This window comes from Pseudomonas sp. I8001 (assembly GCF_013385345.1).
GTDB lineage: Bacteria > Pseudomonadota > Gammaproteobacteria > Pseudomonadales > Pseudomonadaceae > Aquipseudomonas.
In genome coordinates, this window is sequence record NZ_JACAQC010000034.1 from 21,573 (window position 1) to 37,992 (window position 16,420).

The 16,420-nt window shown below is 62.6% G+C and carries 12 protein-coding genes; 6 read left to right on the forward strand and 6 right to left on the reverse strand.

All coding sequences use genetic code 11. The annotated features are described in order from the left end of the window. The 6 genes from moeB to HX839_RS23075 all read left to right on the forward strand — a co-directional run bounded on the left by moeB (nt 1) and on the right by HX839_RS23075 (nt 7,855). Complete coding sequence (gene moeB / locus HX839_RS23050; RefSeq protein ID WP_177067716.1) at nt 1-1,860, forward strand: molybdopterin-synthase adenylyltransferase MoeB; 1,860 nt, start codon at nt 1-3, stop codon at nt 1,858-1,860. A gap of 24 nt (nt 1,861-1,884) precedes the next feature. Further along, the gene (locus HX839_RS23055; protein ID WP_043225528.1) at nt 1,885-2,799 is read left to right on the forward strand and encodes a PLP-dependent cysteine synthase family protein; all 915 of its coding nucleotides are present in this window, start codon (nt 1,885-1,887) and stop codon (nt 2,797-2,799) included. A gap of 22 nt (nt 2,800-2,821) precedes the next feature. Continuing rightward, nucleotides 2,822-3,814 (forward strand): serine O-acetyltransferase, encoded by a 993-nt coding sequence (locus HX839_RS23060; RefSeq protein WP_003214992.1) that lies wholly within the window; start codon nt 2,822-2,824, stop codon nt 3,812-3,814. 2 nt (nt 3,815-3,816) lie between these two features. After that, a complete protein-coding gene (locus tag HX839_RS23065) occupies nt 3,817-4,545 on the forward strand; it encodes an alanyl-tRNA editing protein (protein ID WP_003214990.1) in 729 nt (242 codons plus the stop codon). Between the two features lie 227 nt (nt 4,546-4,772). Further along, a complete protein-coding gene (locus HX839_RS23070) occupies nt 4,773-6,518 on the forward strand; it encodes an ABC transporter permease subunit (RefSeq protein ID WP_177067717.1) in 1,746 nt (581 codons plus the stop codon). 14 nt (nt 6,519-6,532) lie between these two features. Then, nucleotides 6,533-7,855, forward strand: coding sequence for an AAA-associated domain-containing protein (locus HX839_RS23075; RefSeq protein WP_008432668.1), 1,323 nt, complete (start codon nt 6,533-6,535; stop codon nt 7,853-7,855). Between the two features lie 113 nt (nt 7,856-7,968). Here HX839_RS23075 and prpD read toward each other — a convergent pair whose 3' ends face one another. The 6 genes from prpD to HX839_RS23105 form a co-directional block, all read right to left on the reverse strand. Continuing rightward, a complete protein-coding gene (prpD, locus tag HX839_RS23080; RefSeq protein ID WP_177067718.1) occupies nt 7,969-9,453 on the reverse strand; it encodes a 2-methylcitrate dehydratase in 1,485 nt (494 codons plus the stop codon). Between the two features lie 161 nt (nt 9,454-9,614). Further along, nucleotides 9,615-10,805, reverse strand: a complete 1,191-nt coding sequence (gene prpF / locus HX839_RS23085) for a 2-methylaconitate cis-trans isomerase PrpF (RefSeq protein ID WP_177067719.1) — start codon at nt 10,803-10,805, stop codon at nt 9,615-9,617. 42 nt (nt 10,806-10,847) lie between these two features. Then, nucleotides 10,848-13,442, reverse strand: a complete 2,595-nt coding sequence (gene acnD / locus HX839_RS23090; protein ID WP_134325935.1) for a Fe/S-dependent 2-methylisocitrate dehydratase AcnD — start codon at nt 13,440-13,442, stop codon at nt 10,848-10,850. Nucleotides 13,443-13,643: 201 nt separating this feature from the next. Continuing rightward, entirely contained in the window at nt 13,644-14,771 is a 1,128-nt protein-coding gene (prpC, locus tag HX839_RS23095; protein ID WP_177067720.1) for a 2-methylcitrate synthase, read from the reverse strand. 40 nt (nt 14,772-14,811) lie between these two features. Further along, on the reverse strand, nt 14,812-15,705 hold the full coding sequence (prpB, locus tag HX839_RS23100; RefSeq protein ID WP_177067721.1) for a methylisocitrate lyase: 894 nt from the start codon (nt 15,703-15,705) through the stop codon (nt 14,812-14,814). After that, nucleotides 15,702-16,415 (reverse strand): GntR family transcriptional regulator, encoded by a 714-nt coding sequence (locus tag HX839_RS23105; RefSeq protein ID WP_008432676.1) that lies wholly within the window; start codon nt 16,413-16,415, stop codon nt 15,702-15,704. The genes prpB and HX839_RS23105 overlap by 4 nt, the downstream gene beginning before the upstream one ends. Nucleotides 16,416-16,420: the final 5 nt, after the last annotated feature.

Consider the following 16,420-nt stretch of genomic DNA (forward strand, 5'->3'; position numbering starts at 1 on the left):
ATGAAGGTCCTGAGCCCAAGCGCACTGGAGCAGATCTACGCCCACGCCGACCGCAGCTACCCCGAGGAATGCTGCGGCTTCGTTTTCGCCGATGGCAGCGTGTACCTGGGCAGCAACATCCAGAACGAGCTGCACCGCAAGAACCCCGAGATGTATCCACGCAGCGCCGCCAACGGCTACACCTTTTCGGTGGCCGACACGCTGATGATGAACAACGCGTTTCGCGGTGATAACCCGGTGGTGGTGATCTACCACTCCCACCCTGACGTCGGCGCGTATTTCAGCGACGAAGACCAGGACAAGGCCCTCTTCATGGGCGAGCCGATCTACCCCGTAAGTTACCTGGTGGTGGATGTTCGCCAGGGCAAGACCCAAGGTTCCAAGCTGTTTGCCTGGGATGGCAAACGTTTCGCCCAAAACCCCTTCAACGACCTGCAAACGGAGTTGTGCATGAACGCTGTCTCTTTCCCCGACATCCTGGTCCGCGTGGCCAAGCTGCCAGCATCGACCCTCGAGGGTGCCGGATCGACATTGCGCGAAGTCATTGAAAACCTCTGCATCGAGCACCCGCAATTGCGGGCGCACCTGCTCTACGAGAACAACCAGCTCAAGGAACACTTCCTGTTCACCGCCGAAGAGGAACTGATCGACGCCAACGACCGGTTGCCCGAAAAAGCCAAAATCGAAGTGTTGCTGGCCACTTCCGGCGGCATGGACGTCGACCAACTGAGCAACGAAGAAGTGCAGCGCTACGTGCGCCACATCACCCTGCCCGGCGTCGGCCGCGAAGGCCAGTTGAACCTGAAGAAAGCCCGCGTGCTGATCATCGGCACCGGCGGCCTCGGTTCGCCCATCAGCCTGTACCTGGCGGCAGCCGGCATCGGCACCCTGGGGCTGGTGGATTTCGACGTGGTGGAAAGCAGCAACCTGCAACGCCAGATCGTCCACGGCAACAGCACCTTGGGCCTGCCCAAGGTCGAGTCCGCCAAGCAGCGCTTGCAGGACCTCAACAGCCACATCCAGATCAACACCTACGACACCGCCTTCAACACCGACAACGCCCTGGAACTGGTGGGCGCCTATGACCTGGTGATCGACGGCACCGACAATTTCGAAACCCGCTACCTGGTCAACGACGCTTGCGTGCAGTTGGGCAAGCCGTTGGTGTACGGCGCCATCTACCGCTTCGACGGGCAGATCAGCGTGCTCAACTATAAAGGCGGGCCGTGCTATCGCTGCCTGTTTCCCCAGGCACCACCGGCGGAACTGGCGCCCAACTGCAGCGCCGGCGGGGTCATCGGCGTATTGCCCGGGGTGGTCGGGATGATCCAGGCCACCGAGGCGATCAAGCTGCTGATCGGCATTGGCGAACCACTCTCGGGCCGGCTGATGCGCTTTGATGCGCTGGCGATGAAGTTCAGCGAGATCCGCTTCAAGCGCCGCGCCGACTGCCCTTGCTGCTCGGAACTGCGCCACAGCCAAAGCATCGCCCCCGCCGTCTGCGCCGACGCCCTGCCAAGCCAACCGTCGCTGGCTGAAGAGCGCTACATCAAGCCGCGGGTGCTCAAGCAACTGCTCGAGCAACACAGCAAGGCCGACGTACTGCTGGATGTGCGGGACGCCAGCGAGCTGGAAGTGTGCAAGTTGCCGGGGGTGGTGCACATCCCGCTGGCCGAGCTCGACGGGCAACTCGCCAACCTCAGCCGCGACAACACCCACTACCTCATCTGCTACGCCGGGACCCGCGCGGAGCAAGCCGCCAGCACCTTGCTGGCCGCCGGATTCGCCAACACCAAAGTACTGCAAGGTGGCATGAAACACTGGGTTCGCGACGTCGAACCCGACATGCCTTTGTACTGATCAGCGGCCATGGGCTCTTACTTGATGTTGCATAACTCGATACTCGACGCCATTGGCCAAACGCCCATCGTGCGCCTCGAACAGTTTTCCGAAGACCTCGGCATCGAGGTCTACGCCAAGCTGGAATCCCTCAACCCCGGCGGCAGCCACAAGGCACGCATCGCCCTGGGCATGATCCTCGACGCCGAGCGCCGGGGCATTCTGATTCGTGGCTCAGGGCAAACCATCATTGAGCCCAGCGGCGGCAACACCGGCATCGGCCTGGTGATGGCCGGTAACGTGCTGGGCTACAAAGTGGTGCTGGTGATCCCCGACAACTACAGCCCCGAGAAGCAGAAACTGCTGCGCCTGTACGGCGCCAGGGTGGTGCTGTCGGACAGCCGCCTGGGCAACAATTCCCACGGCGAAAAGTGCATGGAGCTGCAGCTGGAAAACCCCAGCTACGTGATGCTCAACCAGCAGCGCAACGGCGCCAACCCGCAGACTCACCGTGACACCACCGCCCGGGAAATCATCCGCGCCTTCGGCGAGCTGCGTGTGGACTACTTCGTCAGCGGCATCGGCACCGGGGGCCATATCACCGGCATCGGCGAAACCCTCAAGAGCACCTGGCCGGCGATCCGCGTGATGGGGGTGGAGCCGGAAGAGTGCGACCTGCTCAGCGACCGCCATGCGCCGCACCATATCCAGGGCCTGTCGATCGGCTTGATCCCGAGCATTCTCAACGTCGCGATCATTGACGGAATGCTCAAGGTGTCGCGCCAGGAATGCCTCGACATGATCAAACGCATCATGCGCACCGACGCCATCAGCCTCGGGCTGTCGTCGGCCGCCAACATGGTAGCCATCGCCAAGCTGGCGCCGGAGCTGCCCACCGACACCGTCGTGCTGACCATGGTCTACGACAGTGCCGACAGCTATCTGCCCTGTTTTGAATAACAACTATTGCGGGGGTGCCTCCATGGGGGGCTTTATCGACATGCAACAGCTGCACGATGAGTTGCTCACCCACCTCATCACCACGCTCACGCCTGCGCAGTTGAAGCAGCTGGAGGCGCATCTCGCGCCGCTGATCCAGGCGGCGGCCCAGGCGGTGGCCGAAGACCTGATCGCCTATGCCTGGCGCGACCCGGCGTCCCGTGGCCGGGGCGAGCTGATCCTGGAGTCCTACGCCTCGTTCAAGGCCGTGCTGTATTACCGCCTGGCGCACCTGGTGTGGAATTTCCCGGACAAGAACAACGGCGTGTTTTCCGCCATCGCCCTGAAGCTGAGCAACCAGGGCAAGATCCTGTCCGGCGCCGAAATTCACCCCGCGGCGCGGATCGGCCGGCGCTTTGTGCTGGACCACGGTTACGGCACGGTCATCGGTGAAACCTGCGAGATCGGCAACGACTGCTACATCCTCTGCGGCGTGACTCTCGGCGCCCGGGGCATCGCCAACAACCCGGACGGCAAGCGCCACCCGCGGCTGGGCAACAACGTGGAAGTCGGCTCCGGCGCGCGGGTGCTCGGTTACGTGCTGATCGGTGACAACGTGTTCATCAGTCCGTCCTGCGTGATCACCCAGGACGTGCCGGCCGGCACCAAGGTCAAGGTGGTCAACCAGATCCAGTTGCAGAAAAACGATGAGTCGGACCACAGCAATTACCTCGGCGCGTTTGCCCTCGACGAACGCCTGCACGTGGTGGGCGAAGTCAACGCCAGCCACAAGGTGACGGTATTGGACGCTGACTTTCATCCCCTGCCCGGCCTGCTGCTGGAGCCGACAGTCAAGGAACGTCATCACCTGCAATTCCGCCTGCGGCACATCGAAACCAACGCCTACCCGCCGCGCCTGCCGCTGAACCTGAAAGTGACCGGGCCCGAATTTGAAATCACCCTGCTATCTCCTCCTGGCTTGAGCGCGATGGTTCGTCGCCTGCTGCAAGCCAGCCCACTGATCGTCGGAGGTTGAACATGTCCGTGCACACCATGGAAACCCTCGCGCTGTTCGACAGCGCGCCTTACCAGAATGCCTTCAGTGCGCGGGTGATTGCCGTCAGCGAACAGGGAATCGCCCTGGAGCACACGCTGTTCTACCCCACCGGCGGCGGCCAACCGGGGGACACCGGCCATTTCATCCTGCCCGACGGCAGCCGCGTCGACATCACCGGCACCGTGCGTGACCCGGTACTGCGCTCGATCATCTGGCACCAGGTAGAACACTGCCCCGAGCAACTGGCCGCCGGGATGCAGGTAGACGCCAGCCTGGACTGGGAACGTCGCTACCAGCACATGAAAATGCACACCTGCCTGCACCTCCTGTGCTCGATCATCGACGCTCCGGTGACCGGTTGCAGTATCGGCGCCGACAAGGGCCGCCTGGATTTCGACCTGCCGGAAATGACCCTCGACAAAGAGACCATCACCCGTGACCTCAATGCCTTGATCGAACAGGCTCATGGGGTGAAAACCCTGTCCATGCCCGCCTCGGAGTATTCAACCCTGCTGCAGATCACTCGCACCCAGGCGGTGGCGCCACCGGTCATCCAGGGGGCAGTACGGGTGATTGAAATCGCCGGGATCGATATCCAGCCCTGCGGCGGCACCCATGTGACCAATACCGAGGAAATCGGCCGGGTGTTCTGCGAAAAAATCGAGAAGAAGAGCAAACACAATCGCAGGGTGATCCTGCGGTTTGAATAACCGCCGAGCGACGACCGGGGCGCCGACGCCCTAGTCGCCGTTCGTACAGGAAACTGACAGCAAATTTATGCGCTTGTAACATTCAGAAACGTACAATCCCGCCAGCAACGCCTCGTTGCCCCTGACTCGCGAAAACAGCGCCCGCCCTTCTCGGTGGGTCATTCGTGCAGCAGCTAAGCTCACTCCCATCACGCCCCTGAACCTGAACGCTGCAGGAATGACTGCCTATGAAAAGAGTGTTCCGTCACTACATCCCTGCATCCACATTGCGCTTGCTACCCAACCGCTGGGATTTGGTCGCCCTGCCCCTGGTGATCGGCTTTTTACTGTTTTTCTCCATCACTGCGCGGGAAACCTGGGCGCCTATCGCCACCCTGCAGAGTGAAGTGATCTCGCTGGACCCGGCCAACCTGCCGGAATACGCGATGCGCACCACGATGCGCATGCTGGCGGCGATGGTTGCAGCGCTGGTGTTCACCCTGTTGTACGGCACCCTGGCCGCCAAAAGCCGGCGCGCCGAGAAACTGCTGGTGCCCGTGCTCGACATCCTGCAATCAGTACCAGTGCTGGGTTACATCTCGTTCACAGTGACGTTCTTCCTGCTGCTGTTCCCCGGGCGTGTGCTCGGCGCGGAGTTCGCGGCCATCTTTGCGATTTTCACCAGCCAGGCCTGGAACATGACGTTCAGCTTCTACCAGTCGCTGCGCATGCTGCCCCATGACCTGGTGGAAGTGTCGACCAACCTGCGACTTTCCGGTTGGCAGCGGTTCTGGAAGCTCGACGTGCCCTTCGCCATGCCCGGGCTGGTGTGGAACATGATGATGAGCATGTCCGGCGGCTGGTTTTTCGTGGTCGCCTCCGAGGCCATTACCGTCGGTGACAAGACCATCACCTTGCCGGGCGTGGGCTCATACCTGGCCCTGGCGATTGCCCAGAAAGACCTGCACGCCGTGGGCTACGTGATCCTGGCGATGATTGTGGTCATCCTGATGTACGACCAGTTCCTGTTCCGCCCACTGGTGGCCTGGGCCGACAAGTTCCGCATGGAAACCACCGCCTCCCAGGGTGCCGCGCCGCAATCCTGGCTGCTGAACCTGATCCAGCGCACGCGCATCGTCCAGCGCATCCTGCGGCCTGTCACCCGTGCCATCAGCCGCATTGGCAACAAGCGCTTCAGCCTGGCGGGCGGTGCACTCAAGGCGATGCCGGCAGAAACCCCGAAAGCGTCAAAAGTGATCGACTGGGTATGGGGCGCACTCATCGCGCTGCTGGCCGCTTATGCGCTGTACCACATCGTGCAGTACGTCGGCACCGAAGTGACCCTGGCCGAAGTCGGCCACGTATTTGTGCTGGGCTTCATCACGCTGCTGCGTGTGGCTGGCCTGATCCTGATCGCCTCGCTGATCTGGGTGCCGCTGGGCGTGATGATCGGCTTGCGCCCTGCGCTTGCGGAAAAAATCCAGCCGCTGGCGCAGTTCCTTGCGGCCTTCCCGGCGAACCTGCTGTTCCCGGTGTTCGTCATCGTGATCCTGCACTACAACCTCAACCCGGATATCTGGCTGAGCCCGCTGATTGTGCTGGGCACCCAGTGGTACATCCTGTTCAACGTGATCGCCGGAGCCAGCGCGTTCCCGAATGACTTCAAGGAAGCCGCCGCCAACTTCCGCATTCGCGGCTGGTTGTGGTGGCGCAAGGTGATGCTGCCGGGGATTTTCCCGTACTACGTCACCGGCGCCATTACCGCCTCGGGCGGTGCCTGGAACGCCAGTATCGTGTCCGAGTACGTGTCCTGGGGCCACGACAACGTGGTCGCCCACGGGCTGGGCGCCTACATCGCCCAGACCACCGCGGCCGGCGACTTCCCGAAGATCGCCCTGGGCGTGGTGGTGATGTCGATCTTCGTGGTGGCGTTCAACCGCGCTGTGTGGCGGCCGATGTACGCCATGGCTGAAAACAAACTTCGTCTGAATTGATGGGACTCGCTGTGATGACTACCTATACCGAGCATGCCGCCGACACTCCGGAAATCTACTCGTTGAAAAACGTGAACCGGGTGTTCGGCAAAGGTAAAGACGAGCTGCAAGTCCTCAGCGGCGTGAACTTGAGCCTGCACGAAGGCGAGATTGTCGGCATGCTCGGCCGGTCCGGCTCGGGCAAGTCGACCTTGCTGCGCATCATCGCCGGGCTGATTCAGCCGTCGTCGGGCGAAGTACGCTACAACGGCGCGCCACTCACCGGCCCGGCCGAAGGCGTGGCCATGGTGTTCCAGACCTTCGCACTGTTCCCGTGGCTGACCGTGCTGGAAAACGTCGAGGCCGGCCTGCAAGCCTTGCAGGTCGAGCGCAAGGAATCCCGCAGGCGCGCCCTGGCGGCCATCGACCTGATCGGCCTGGACGGTTTTGAAAACGCCTACCCGCGCGAACTGTCCGGCGGCATGCGCCAACGCGTAGGTTTCGCCCGCGGGCTGGTGGTGAACCCGACCCTGTTGCTGATGGACGAACCGTTCTCGGCGCTGGATGTACTCACCGCCGAAACCCTGCGCACCGACCTGCTGGATCTGTGGAGCGGCAAGCAACTGCCGATCAAGTCGATCCTGATCGTGACCCACAACATCGAAGAAGCGGTGCTGATGTGCGACCGCATCCTGGTGCTGTCGTCCAACCCTGGCCGGGTGGTGGCCGAGATCAAGGTGCCGTTTGCCCACCCGCGCAACCGCCTGGACCCGACCTTCCGGCAAATGGTCGACGACATCTACGCCCTGATGACCGACCGCCGCAGCGCTGACGCGAGCAGAGGTTTGCCTGAGCTGAAAATGGGCAGCCTGTTGCCGGAAGTCTCCACCAACCTGATGGCTGGCCTGATCGAAACCCTGGCCGCCGAGCCCTACAATGGCCACGCCGGCCTGCCGACCGTGGCTGAACGGCGTTTGCTGGAAGTCGACGATCTGTTCCCGGTGGCGGAGATGCTTGAGCATTTGGGCTTCGCCGAACTCAAGGGTGCCGATATCACCCTGACCGATGCCGGCAAACTGTTCGCCGACTACGGCACCCAGGAGCGTAAAACCCTGTTCGCCGAACACTTGATCCGCCACGTGCCATTGGCCGCGCGCATTCACCAGGTGTTGCTTGAGCGCAGCGGCCACCGGGCGCCACGGGTGCGCTTCGAGCAGGAGCTGGAAGATTCGATGACGGAAGCCTTTGTGGAGAAAACCCTGGAAAGCGTGGTGGCCTGGGGGCGGTATGCGGAGATTTTCTCCTATGACGACCATACCGAGACGTTCAGCCTGGATGATGTGGAAGGCAGCATGTAGGTTTAATGTGGGAGCGGGCTTGCTCGCGAATGCGGAGTGTCAGCCATACATGTATTGACTGACACTCCGCATTCGCGAGCAAGCCCGCTCCCACATTTGACCAGTGGTGTTCTTCAGATGACGAACAGGTCCACAAACCGGTTTACCGGAGTGGCCTCAAGCCGTGCCTGATCCTTGCACAGCGCAAAAATCTCGGCACTGCGCTGCGCGGTAAACCGGGTCGCCAGATTGGCCTTGAACTTGTCTTCCAGCAACGGAATGCCATCCACCCGACGGCGACGGTGGCCAATCGGGTATTCCACGGCCACCTGTTCGGTGCTGGAACCATCCTTGAAGAACACCTGCACCGCATTGGCGATGGAGCGCTTGTCGGCCTCCAGGTATTCGCGGCTGTAGCGCGGCTCCTCGACAATCACCATCTTTTCGCGCAGCTCATCGATGATCGGATGGGCCGCGTGGAATTCATCTTCGTATTGCTCGGCCACCAGGTTGCCAAACGCCAGCGGTACGGCGGTCATGTACTGGAGGCAATGATCGCGGTCCGCCGCGTTGGCCAACTGCCCGACCTTGGAGATGATCCGGATCGCCGATTCGTGAGTTGTGATCACAATCTTGTCGATCTCATGCAGGCGGTGCTTCACCTGTGGGTGCAGGGTGACTGCTGCCTCGCAGGCGGTTTGTGCGTGGAACTCGGCGGGGAAGCTGATCTTGAACAGTACGTTCTCCATCACATACGTGCCGTAGGGCTGCGACAGGCTGAAGGCGCGCTTGTCTTCGGGCTTGAGCGCCAGGTCCTTGTTGGTGTGGCTGAACAGCACGTCGTAAAAGCCCCACTGCGGCGCGCTCAACACACCGGGAATGCCCATCTCGCCGCGCATGGCGATATCCGCCAGGCGCACCCCGCGACTCGACGCATCCCCCGCCGCCCACGACTTGCGCGAACCGGCGTTCGGCGCATGACGATAAGTACGCAATGCCTGGCCATCGACAAACGCCTGGGACAGGGCCGACAGCAGTTGCTCACGGTTGGCGCCCATCAGCTTGGCGGTGACGGCGGTGGAGGCGACTTTCACCAGCAGCACGTGGTCAAGGCCGACACGGTTGAAGGAGTTTTCCAGGGCAATCACGCCCTGGATTTCGTGGGCCATGATCATCGCCTCCAGCACTGCCCGCACGGTCAGCGGTGCGTCGCCGTTGGCCAGGCGTTTTTGCGAGAGATGGTCGGCGACCGCGAGGATGCCACCGAGGTTATCGGAAGGGTGACCCCATTCGGCGGCAAGCCAGGTGTCGTTGTAGTCGAGCCAGCGCACGATGCAGCCGATGTCCCATGCGGCCTTGACCGGGTCCAGGCGGAACGAGGTGCCCGGCACCCGTGCGCCGAACGGCACCACCGTGCCTTCGACGATCGGCCCCAGTTGCTTGGTGCACTCCGGGAAACGCAGGGCCAGCAGGCCGCAACCGAGGGTGTCCATCAGGCAGTTGCGGGCGGTGTCGAGGGCATCGCGGGATTCGATCCTGAAACTCAGTACGTAGTCGGCGATGTCCTGCAGGACCTGGTCGTAGTCGGGGCGGTTGTTCTGGTCGACGTTGGCGCTCATGGCAGTACTCCAAAGTGGGTTAGGTGTGGTCCATCCTCAGGGTCAGGGTGATCGTTCCCACGCTCTGCGTGGGAACGCCGCCTTGGACGCTCTGCGTCCCGTAAAAGGGTGACGCAGAGCGTCACGGGATGCATTCCCACGCAGAGCGTGGGAACGATCGGTTAGAAAGAGTCGCCGGGGACGCGTACGAACCCTTCCATCAACACTCGCGCACTGCGGCTCATGATGGCTTTTTTCACGACCCATTCACCGTCGATCTGGCTGGCCTCGGCGCCTACGCGCAACGTCCCGGAGGGATGCCCGAACCGCACCGCATTGCGCTCCACGCCGCCCGCCGCCAAATTCACCAGCGTGCCGGAAATCGCCGCCGCCGTGCCAATCGCCACCGCCGCCGTGCCCATCATCGCGTGGTGCAACTTGCCCATGGACAGCGCCCGCACCAGCAGGTCGACATCACCCGCCTTGATCGCCTTGCCGCTGGACGCCACGTAGTCCGCAGGCCGCGCCACAAACGCCACCTTCGGCGTGTGCTGACGCTGGGCCGCTTCGTCCAGGTGTTTGATCAAGCCCATGCGCAGCGCACCATGGGCGCGGATGGTTTCAAACATCGCCAGGGCCTTAGGGTCGCCATTGATCGCGCCCTGCAACTCGGTGCCGGTGTAACCCAGGTCCTGGGCGTTGATGAAGATGGTGGGAATCCCGGCGTTGATCAGCGTCGCCTTGAATGTGCCGACACCCGGCACGTCCAGGTCATCCACCAGGTTGCCGGTAGGGAACATCGAGCCACCGCCGCCCTCTTCTTCCGCCGCTGGGTCCATGAATTCCAGCTGCACCTCGGCGGCCGGGAAGGTCACGCCGTCGAGTTCGAAGTCGCCGGTTTCCTGCACCGCACCGTCGGTGATCGGTACGTGAGCGATGATGGTCTTGGCGATATTCGCCTGCCACACCCGCACCACGGCCACGCCGTTGTGCGGAATGCGCGCGGCATCTACCAGACCGGCGCTGATGGCGAACGAACCCACCGCCGCCGACAGGTTGCCGCAGTTGCCACTCCAGTCCACGAACGGTTTGTCGATGGACACCTGGCCGAACAGGTAGTCCACGTCGTGATCGGCGCGGGTGCTTTTGGACAGGATCACGGTTTTGCTGGTGCTGGAAGTCGCGCCGCCCATGCCGTCGATTTGCTTGTCATACGGGTCGGGGCTGCCGATCACCCGCAACAACAACGCATCCCGCGCCGCGCCCGGCACCTGGGCCGACTCGGGCAAATCCTTGAGGCTGAAAAACACGCCTTTACTGGTGCCGCCACGCATGTAGGTGGCGGGAATCTTGATCTGCGGTACGTGTGCCATGGTGGTCCTCATGGGCCGGGGCGTTGACCCCGGCCGCAGTTATCAGGCAGTAACAGCCGATTCCAGGAAGTCCTGGGCAAAACGTTGCAACACGCCGCCCGCCTCGTAGATCGACACTTCTTCAGCCGTGTCCAGGCGGCAGGTCACCGGCACCTCGACACGCTCGCCGTTCTTGCGGTTGATCAGCAACGTCAGTTGCGCACGCGGGGTGCGTTCGCCGATCACGTCGTAGGTTTCAGTGCCGTCGATCTTCAGGGTCTTGCGGTCGGTGCCCGGCAGGAACTCCAGCGGCAGCACGCCCATGCCCACCAGGTTGGTGCGGTGGATGCGCTCGAAACCTTCGGCGGCAATCGCTTCAACACCGGCCAGGCGTACGCCCTTGGCCGCCCAGTCCCGGGACGAACCCTGGCCGTAGTCGGCGCCGGCAATGATGATCAGCGGCTGCTTGCGCTCCATGTAGGTTTCGATCGCTTCCCACATGCGCGTGACCTTGCCTTCCGGCTCCAGGCGCGCCAGCGAACCCTGCTTGACCTTACCGTCTTCAACCACCATTTCATTGAACAATTTCGGGTTGGCGAAGGTGGCGCGCTGCGCGGTCAAGTGGTCGCCACGATGGGTCGCGTAAGAGTTGAAGTCGACTTCCGGCAGGCCCATTTTCGCCAGGTATTCGCCCGCGGCGCTGCCCGGCATGATCGCGTTGGACGGCGACAGGTGATCGGTGGTGATGTTGTCCGGCAGCACCGCCAGCGGGCGCATGCCCTTGAGCGGACGTGCACCGGCCAGGGCACCTTCCCAGTACGGCGGGCGACGGATGTAGGTGCTCTGCGGGCGCCAGTCGTACAGCGGCGTGACCTTCGGGCCGGTGTCTTCGTGGATCGCGAACATCGGGATGTACACCTGGCGAAACTGCTCCGGCTTGACCGACGCCTTGACCACCGCGTCGATTTCTTCGTCGCTTGGCCAGATGTCCTTGAGGCGGATTTCCTTGCCATTGGCGTCCAGGCCCAGCACGTCTTTTTCGATGTCGAAACGGATGGTGCCGGCAATCGCATAGGCCACCACCAGCGGCGGCGACGCGAGGAACGCTTGCTTGGCGTACGGGTGGATACGGCCGTCGAAGTTGCGGTTACCCGAAAGCACGGCGGTGGCGTACAGGTCGCGGTCGATGATCTCTTGCTGGATCACCGGGTCGAGTGCGCCGGACATGCCGTTGCAGGTGGTGCAGGCGAACGCCACCACGCCAAAACCCAGCTGCTCCAGCTCGGTGGTCAGCCCGGCTTCGTCGAGGTACATCGCCACGGTTTTCGAACCCGGTGCCAGGGACGACTTGACCCACGGCTTGCGGGCCAGGCCGAGCTTGTTGGCATTGCGTGCCAGCAGGCCGGCGGCAATCACGTTGCGCGGGTTGCTGGTGTTGGTGCAACTGGTGATGGCGGCGATGATCACCGCGCCGTCGGGCATTTGCCCCGGCACGTCATCCCACTGGCCGGAGATGCCCTTGGCCGCCAGGTCGCTGGTGGCGACGCGGGCGTGGGGGTTGCTCGGGCCGGCCATGTTGCGCACCACCGAGGACAAATCGAAGCTCAGGCCACGCTCGTATTGCGCGCCCTTGAGGTCGTCCGCCCACAGGCCGGTGTGGCGAGCGTATTGCTCCACCAGGGTGACTTGCTCGTCTTCACGACCGGTGAGTTTCAGGTAGGCGATGGTCTGTTGGTCGATGTAAAACATCGCGGCGGTGGCGCCATATTCCGGGGCCATGTTGGAGATGGTGGCGCGGTCGCCCAGGGTCAGCGCCGAGGCGCCTTCACCGAAGAACTCCAGCCACGCACCGACGACCTTCTGCTTGCGCAGGAACTCGGTCAGCGCCAGCACCATGTCGGTGGCGGTGATGCCCGGTTGCAGCTTGCCCGTCAGCTCCACGCCAACACTTTCCGGCAGGCGCATCCACGAGGCGCGGCCGAGCATCACGCTCTCTGCTTCAAGGCCGCCAACGCCGATGGCGATCACGCCCAAGGCATCAACGTGAGGCGTGTGGCTGTCGGTGCCGACGCAGGTATCCGGGAAGGCCACGCCGTCACGTACCTGGATCACCGGAGACATTTTCTCCAGGTTGATCTGGTGCATGATGCCGTTGCCCGGCGGGATCACGTCGACGTTCTTGAAGGCCTTTTTGGTCCACTCGATAAAGTGGAAACGGTCTTCGTTGCGACGGTCTTCGATGGCGCGGTTTTTCTCGAACGCCTGCGGGTCAAAACCACCGGCTTCGACGGCCAGGGAGTGGTCGACGATCAGTTGGGTCGGCACCACCGGGTTGACCTGGGCCGGGTCACCGCCTTGCAGGGCGATGGCGTCGCGCAGGCCGGCAAGGTCCACCAGGGCGGTCTGGCCGAGGATGTCGTGGCATACCACGCGGGCCGGGAACCATGGGAAATCGAGATCGCGCTTGCGTTCGATCAGTTGGCTCAAGGAGGCATTGAGGGTTGCGGGGTCGCAGCGACGCACCAGGTTCTCCGCGAGTACGCGGGAGGTGTACGGCAGTGTGGCGTAGGCGCCGGGGGTGATTGCATCGACCGCCGCGCGGGCGTCAAAGAAATCGAGGCGGCTGCCGGGGAGCGGTTTGCGGTGTTCAGTGTTCATCGTCAGGACTCGGTCACAGTAGTTGCAAAAGGAAGAACCGGTGCTGATCCAAGGTGGAATGCGATCAAAATGTGGGAGCGGGCTTGCTCGCGAAGGCGGTGTGTCATTCAACACACATGGCGACTGTAACACCGCCTTCGCGAGCAAGCCCGCTCCCACCTTTTTGATCCGGTTTCACCCCAAGATCAGCGGTTTCTCCACTCAGCGACGTTCGATTGGCACGAACTTGCGCTGCTCAACGCCGATGTACTCGGCGCTCGGACGGATGATGCGGTTGTTGGCTCGCTGCTCGAACACGTGAGCTGCCCATCCTGTCAGCCGCGAGCAGACGAAAATCGGGGTGAACAGCTTCGTCGGGATGCCCATGAAGTGGTACGCCGAGGCATGGTAGAAGTCGGCGTTGGGGAACAGTTTCTTCTGCTCCCACATGGTCTTGTCGATGGCTTCGGAAACCGGGAACAACACGGTGTCGCCCACCTCCTCCGCGAGTTTTTTCGACCAACCCTTGATCACCTCGTTTCGCGGGTCGCTGTCTTTATAGATCGCGTGGCCGAAGCCCATGATCTTGTCCTTGCGCGCCAGCATGTCGAGGGTGCCTTCCACCGCTTCCTGGGCGGAAGAGAAACGCTCGATCATCTCCATCGCCGCTTCGTTGGCACCACCGTGCAGCGGGCCACGCAAGGAGCCGATAGCGGCGGTGACGCAGGAATACAGGTCCGACAGGGTCGACGCACACACGCGGGCGGTGAAGGTCGAGGCATTGAATTCGTGCTCGGCGTAGAGAATCAGCGACACGTTCATCACCTTGACGTGCAAGTCGCTGGGTTTCTTGTCGTGCAGCAGGTGCAGGAAGTGCCCGCCGATGCTCGGCTCGTCGGTCACGCAGTTGATGCGCTGGCCGTCGTGGCTGAAGCGGTACCAGTAGCACATGATCGCCGGGAACGCGGCGAGCAGGCGGTCGGTCACGTCGCGCTGCACGCTGAAGTCTTTCTCCGGCTCGATATTGCCCAGGAACGAGCAGCCGGTGCGCATCACGTCCATCGGGTGCGCGTCGGCGGGGATGCGTTCCAGCACTTCTTTCAGCGCCTGGGGCAGGTCGCGCAGTTTGCCGAGCTTGGCGGTGTAGTCGGCCAGTTCGGCTTTGGTCGGCAGTTCGCCGTAGAGCAGCAGGTAGGCGACTTCTTCAAACTGGGCATCGGCGGCGAGTTCGCGCACGTCGTAGCCGCGATAGGTCAAGCCGGCACCGGCCTGGCCCACGGTGGACAGTGCGGTTTGCCCGGCAACCTGGCCACGCAGGCCAGCTCCACTGAGTACTTTTGCTTCGGCCATGGTTATCTCCAATCTTGTAGTTATTAGTGAGGCGCTCGCGTTACTTCTTGGCGGCGAACAGCGCGTCGAGCTTCTGCTCGAAGGTGTGGTAGTCGATGCGATCGTAAAGCTCCATGCGGGTTTGCATGTTGTCGATCACGTTCTGCTGGGTGCCGTCGCGACGGATCGCGGTGTAGACGTTCTCGGCGGCCTTGTTCATGGCGCGGAAGGCCGAGAGCGGGTACAGGACGATGGAAACATCCGCAGATTTCAGTTGATCGACGGTATAGAGAGGTGTCGCACCGAATTCGGTGATGTTGGCCAGGATCGGCGCTTTCACGCGAGAGGCGAACAGCTTGTACATCTCAAGCTCAGTGATGGCTTCCGGGAACACCATGTCGGCACCGGCCTCGATGCAGGCGGCCGCACGTTCCAGGGCGGATTCCAAACCTTCCACGGCCAGTGCGTCGGTGCGGGCCATGATCACGAAGCTGTCATCGGTACGCGCATCCACCGCAGCCTTGATGCGGTCGACCATTTCCTGCTGGGACACGATTTCTTTGTTCGGGCGATGGCCGCAACGCTTGGCGCCCACCTGGTCTTCGATATGGATCGCCGCCGCGCCGAACTTGATCATCGACTTGACGGTGCGCGCCACGTTGAACGCGGAGGAGCCGAAACCGGTGTCCACGTCCACCAGCAGCGGCAGGTCGCACACGTCGGTGATGCGGCGCACGTCCGTCAGCACGTCATCCAGGCCGGTGATGCCCAGGTCCGGCACACCGAGGGAGCCGGCAGCCACCCCGCCACCCGACAGGTAGATCGCCTTGAAGCCGGCGCGCTTGGCCAGCAGCGCATGGTTGGCGTTGATCGCGCCGACTACCTGCAACGGGTGCTCGCTGGCAACCGCGTCACGGAAACGCTGGCCTGGAGTGGTGTGGTTATTGGAACTCATGACTCACCTCGTGATTGGGGAGCGCCGTCCGGGAAGTGACGGGCAATGTTGCGTTTGGAGGCGCCGATATGCCGGCGCATCAACAACTCGGCCAGTTCACCGTCGCGATCGGCAATCGCGTCAAGGATGCGGTGATGCTCGGCAAAGGCCTGGCGTGGACGATTGGGGGTGGCGGAGAACTGGATGCGGTACATGCGCACCAACTGATACAGCTCGCCGCACAACATTTGGGTCAGGGTGCGATTACCGGCGCCTTGAATTATCCGGTAATGAAAATCGAAGTCGCCTTCCTGCTGGTAGTAGCCGACACCGGCCTGGAAGGCCGCATCGCGCTCGTGGGTGTGCAACACCTGGCGCAGCTCTTCGATCTCGGCGTCGGTCATGCGCTCGGCGGCCAGGCGGCAGGCCATGCCTTCCAGGGATTCGCGGATTTCGTAGAGTTCGATCAGTTCTTCATGGCTCAACGAGACCACTCGCGCGCCCACATGGGGGATGCGCACCAGCAGGCGCTGGCCTTCCAGGCGATGAATCGCCTCGCGCAGCGGGCCACGGCTGATGCCATAGGTGCGCGCCAGTTCCGGCTCGGAGATCTTGCTGCCGGGGGCGATTTCGCCCTTGACGATGGCGGCCTGGATACGCCGGAAGACGTTCTCGGACATGGTCTGGGAATCGTCTTGGGCCATCACTGGGGTTTCCAGTTGATCCAGCATATTGT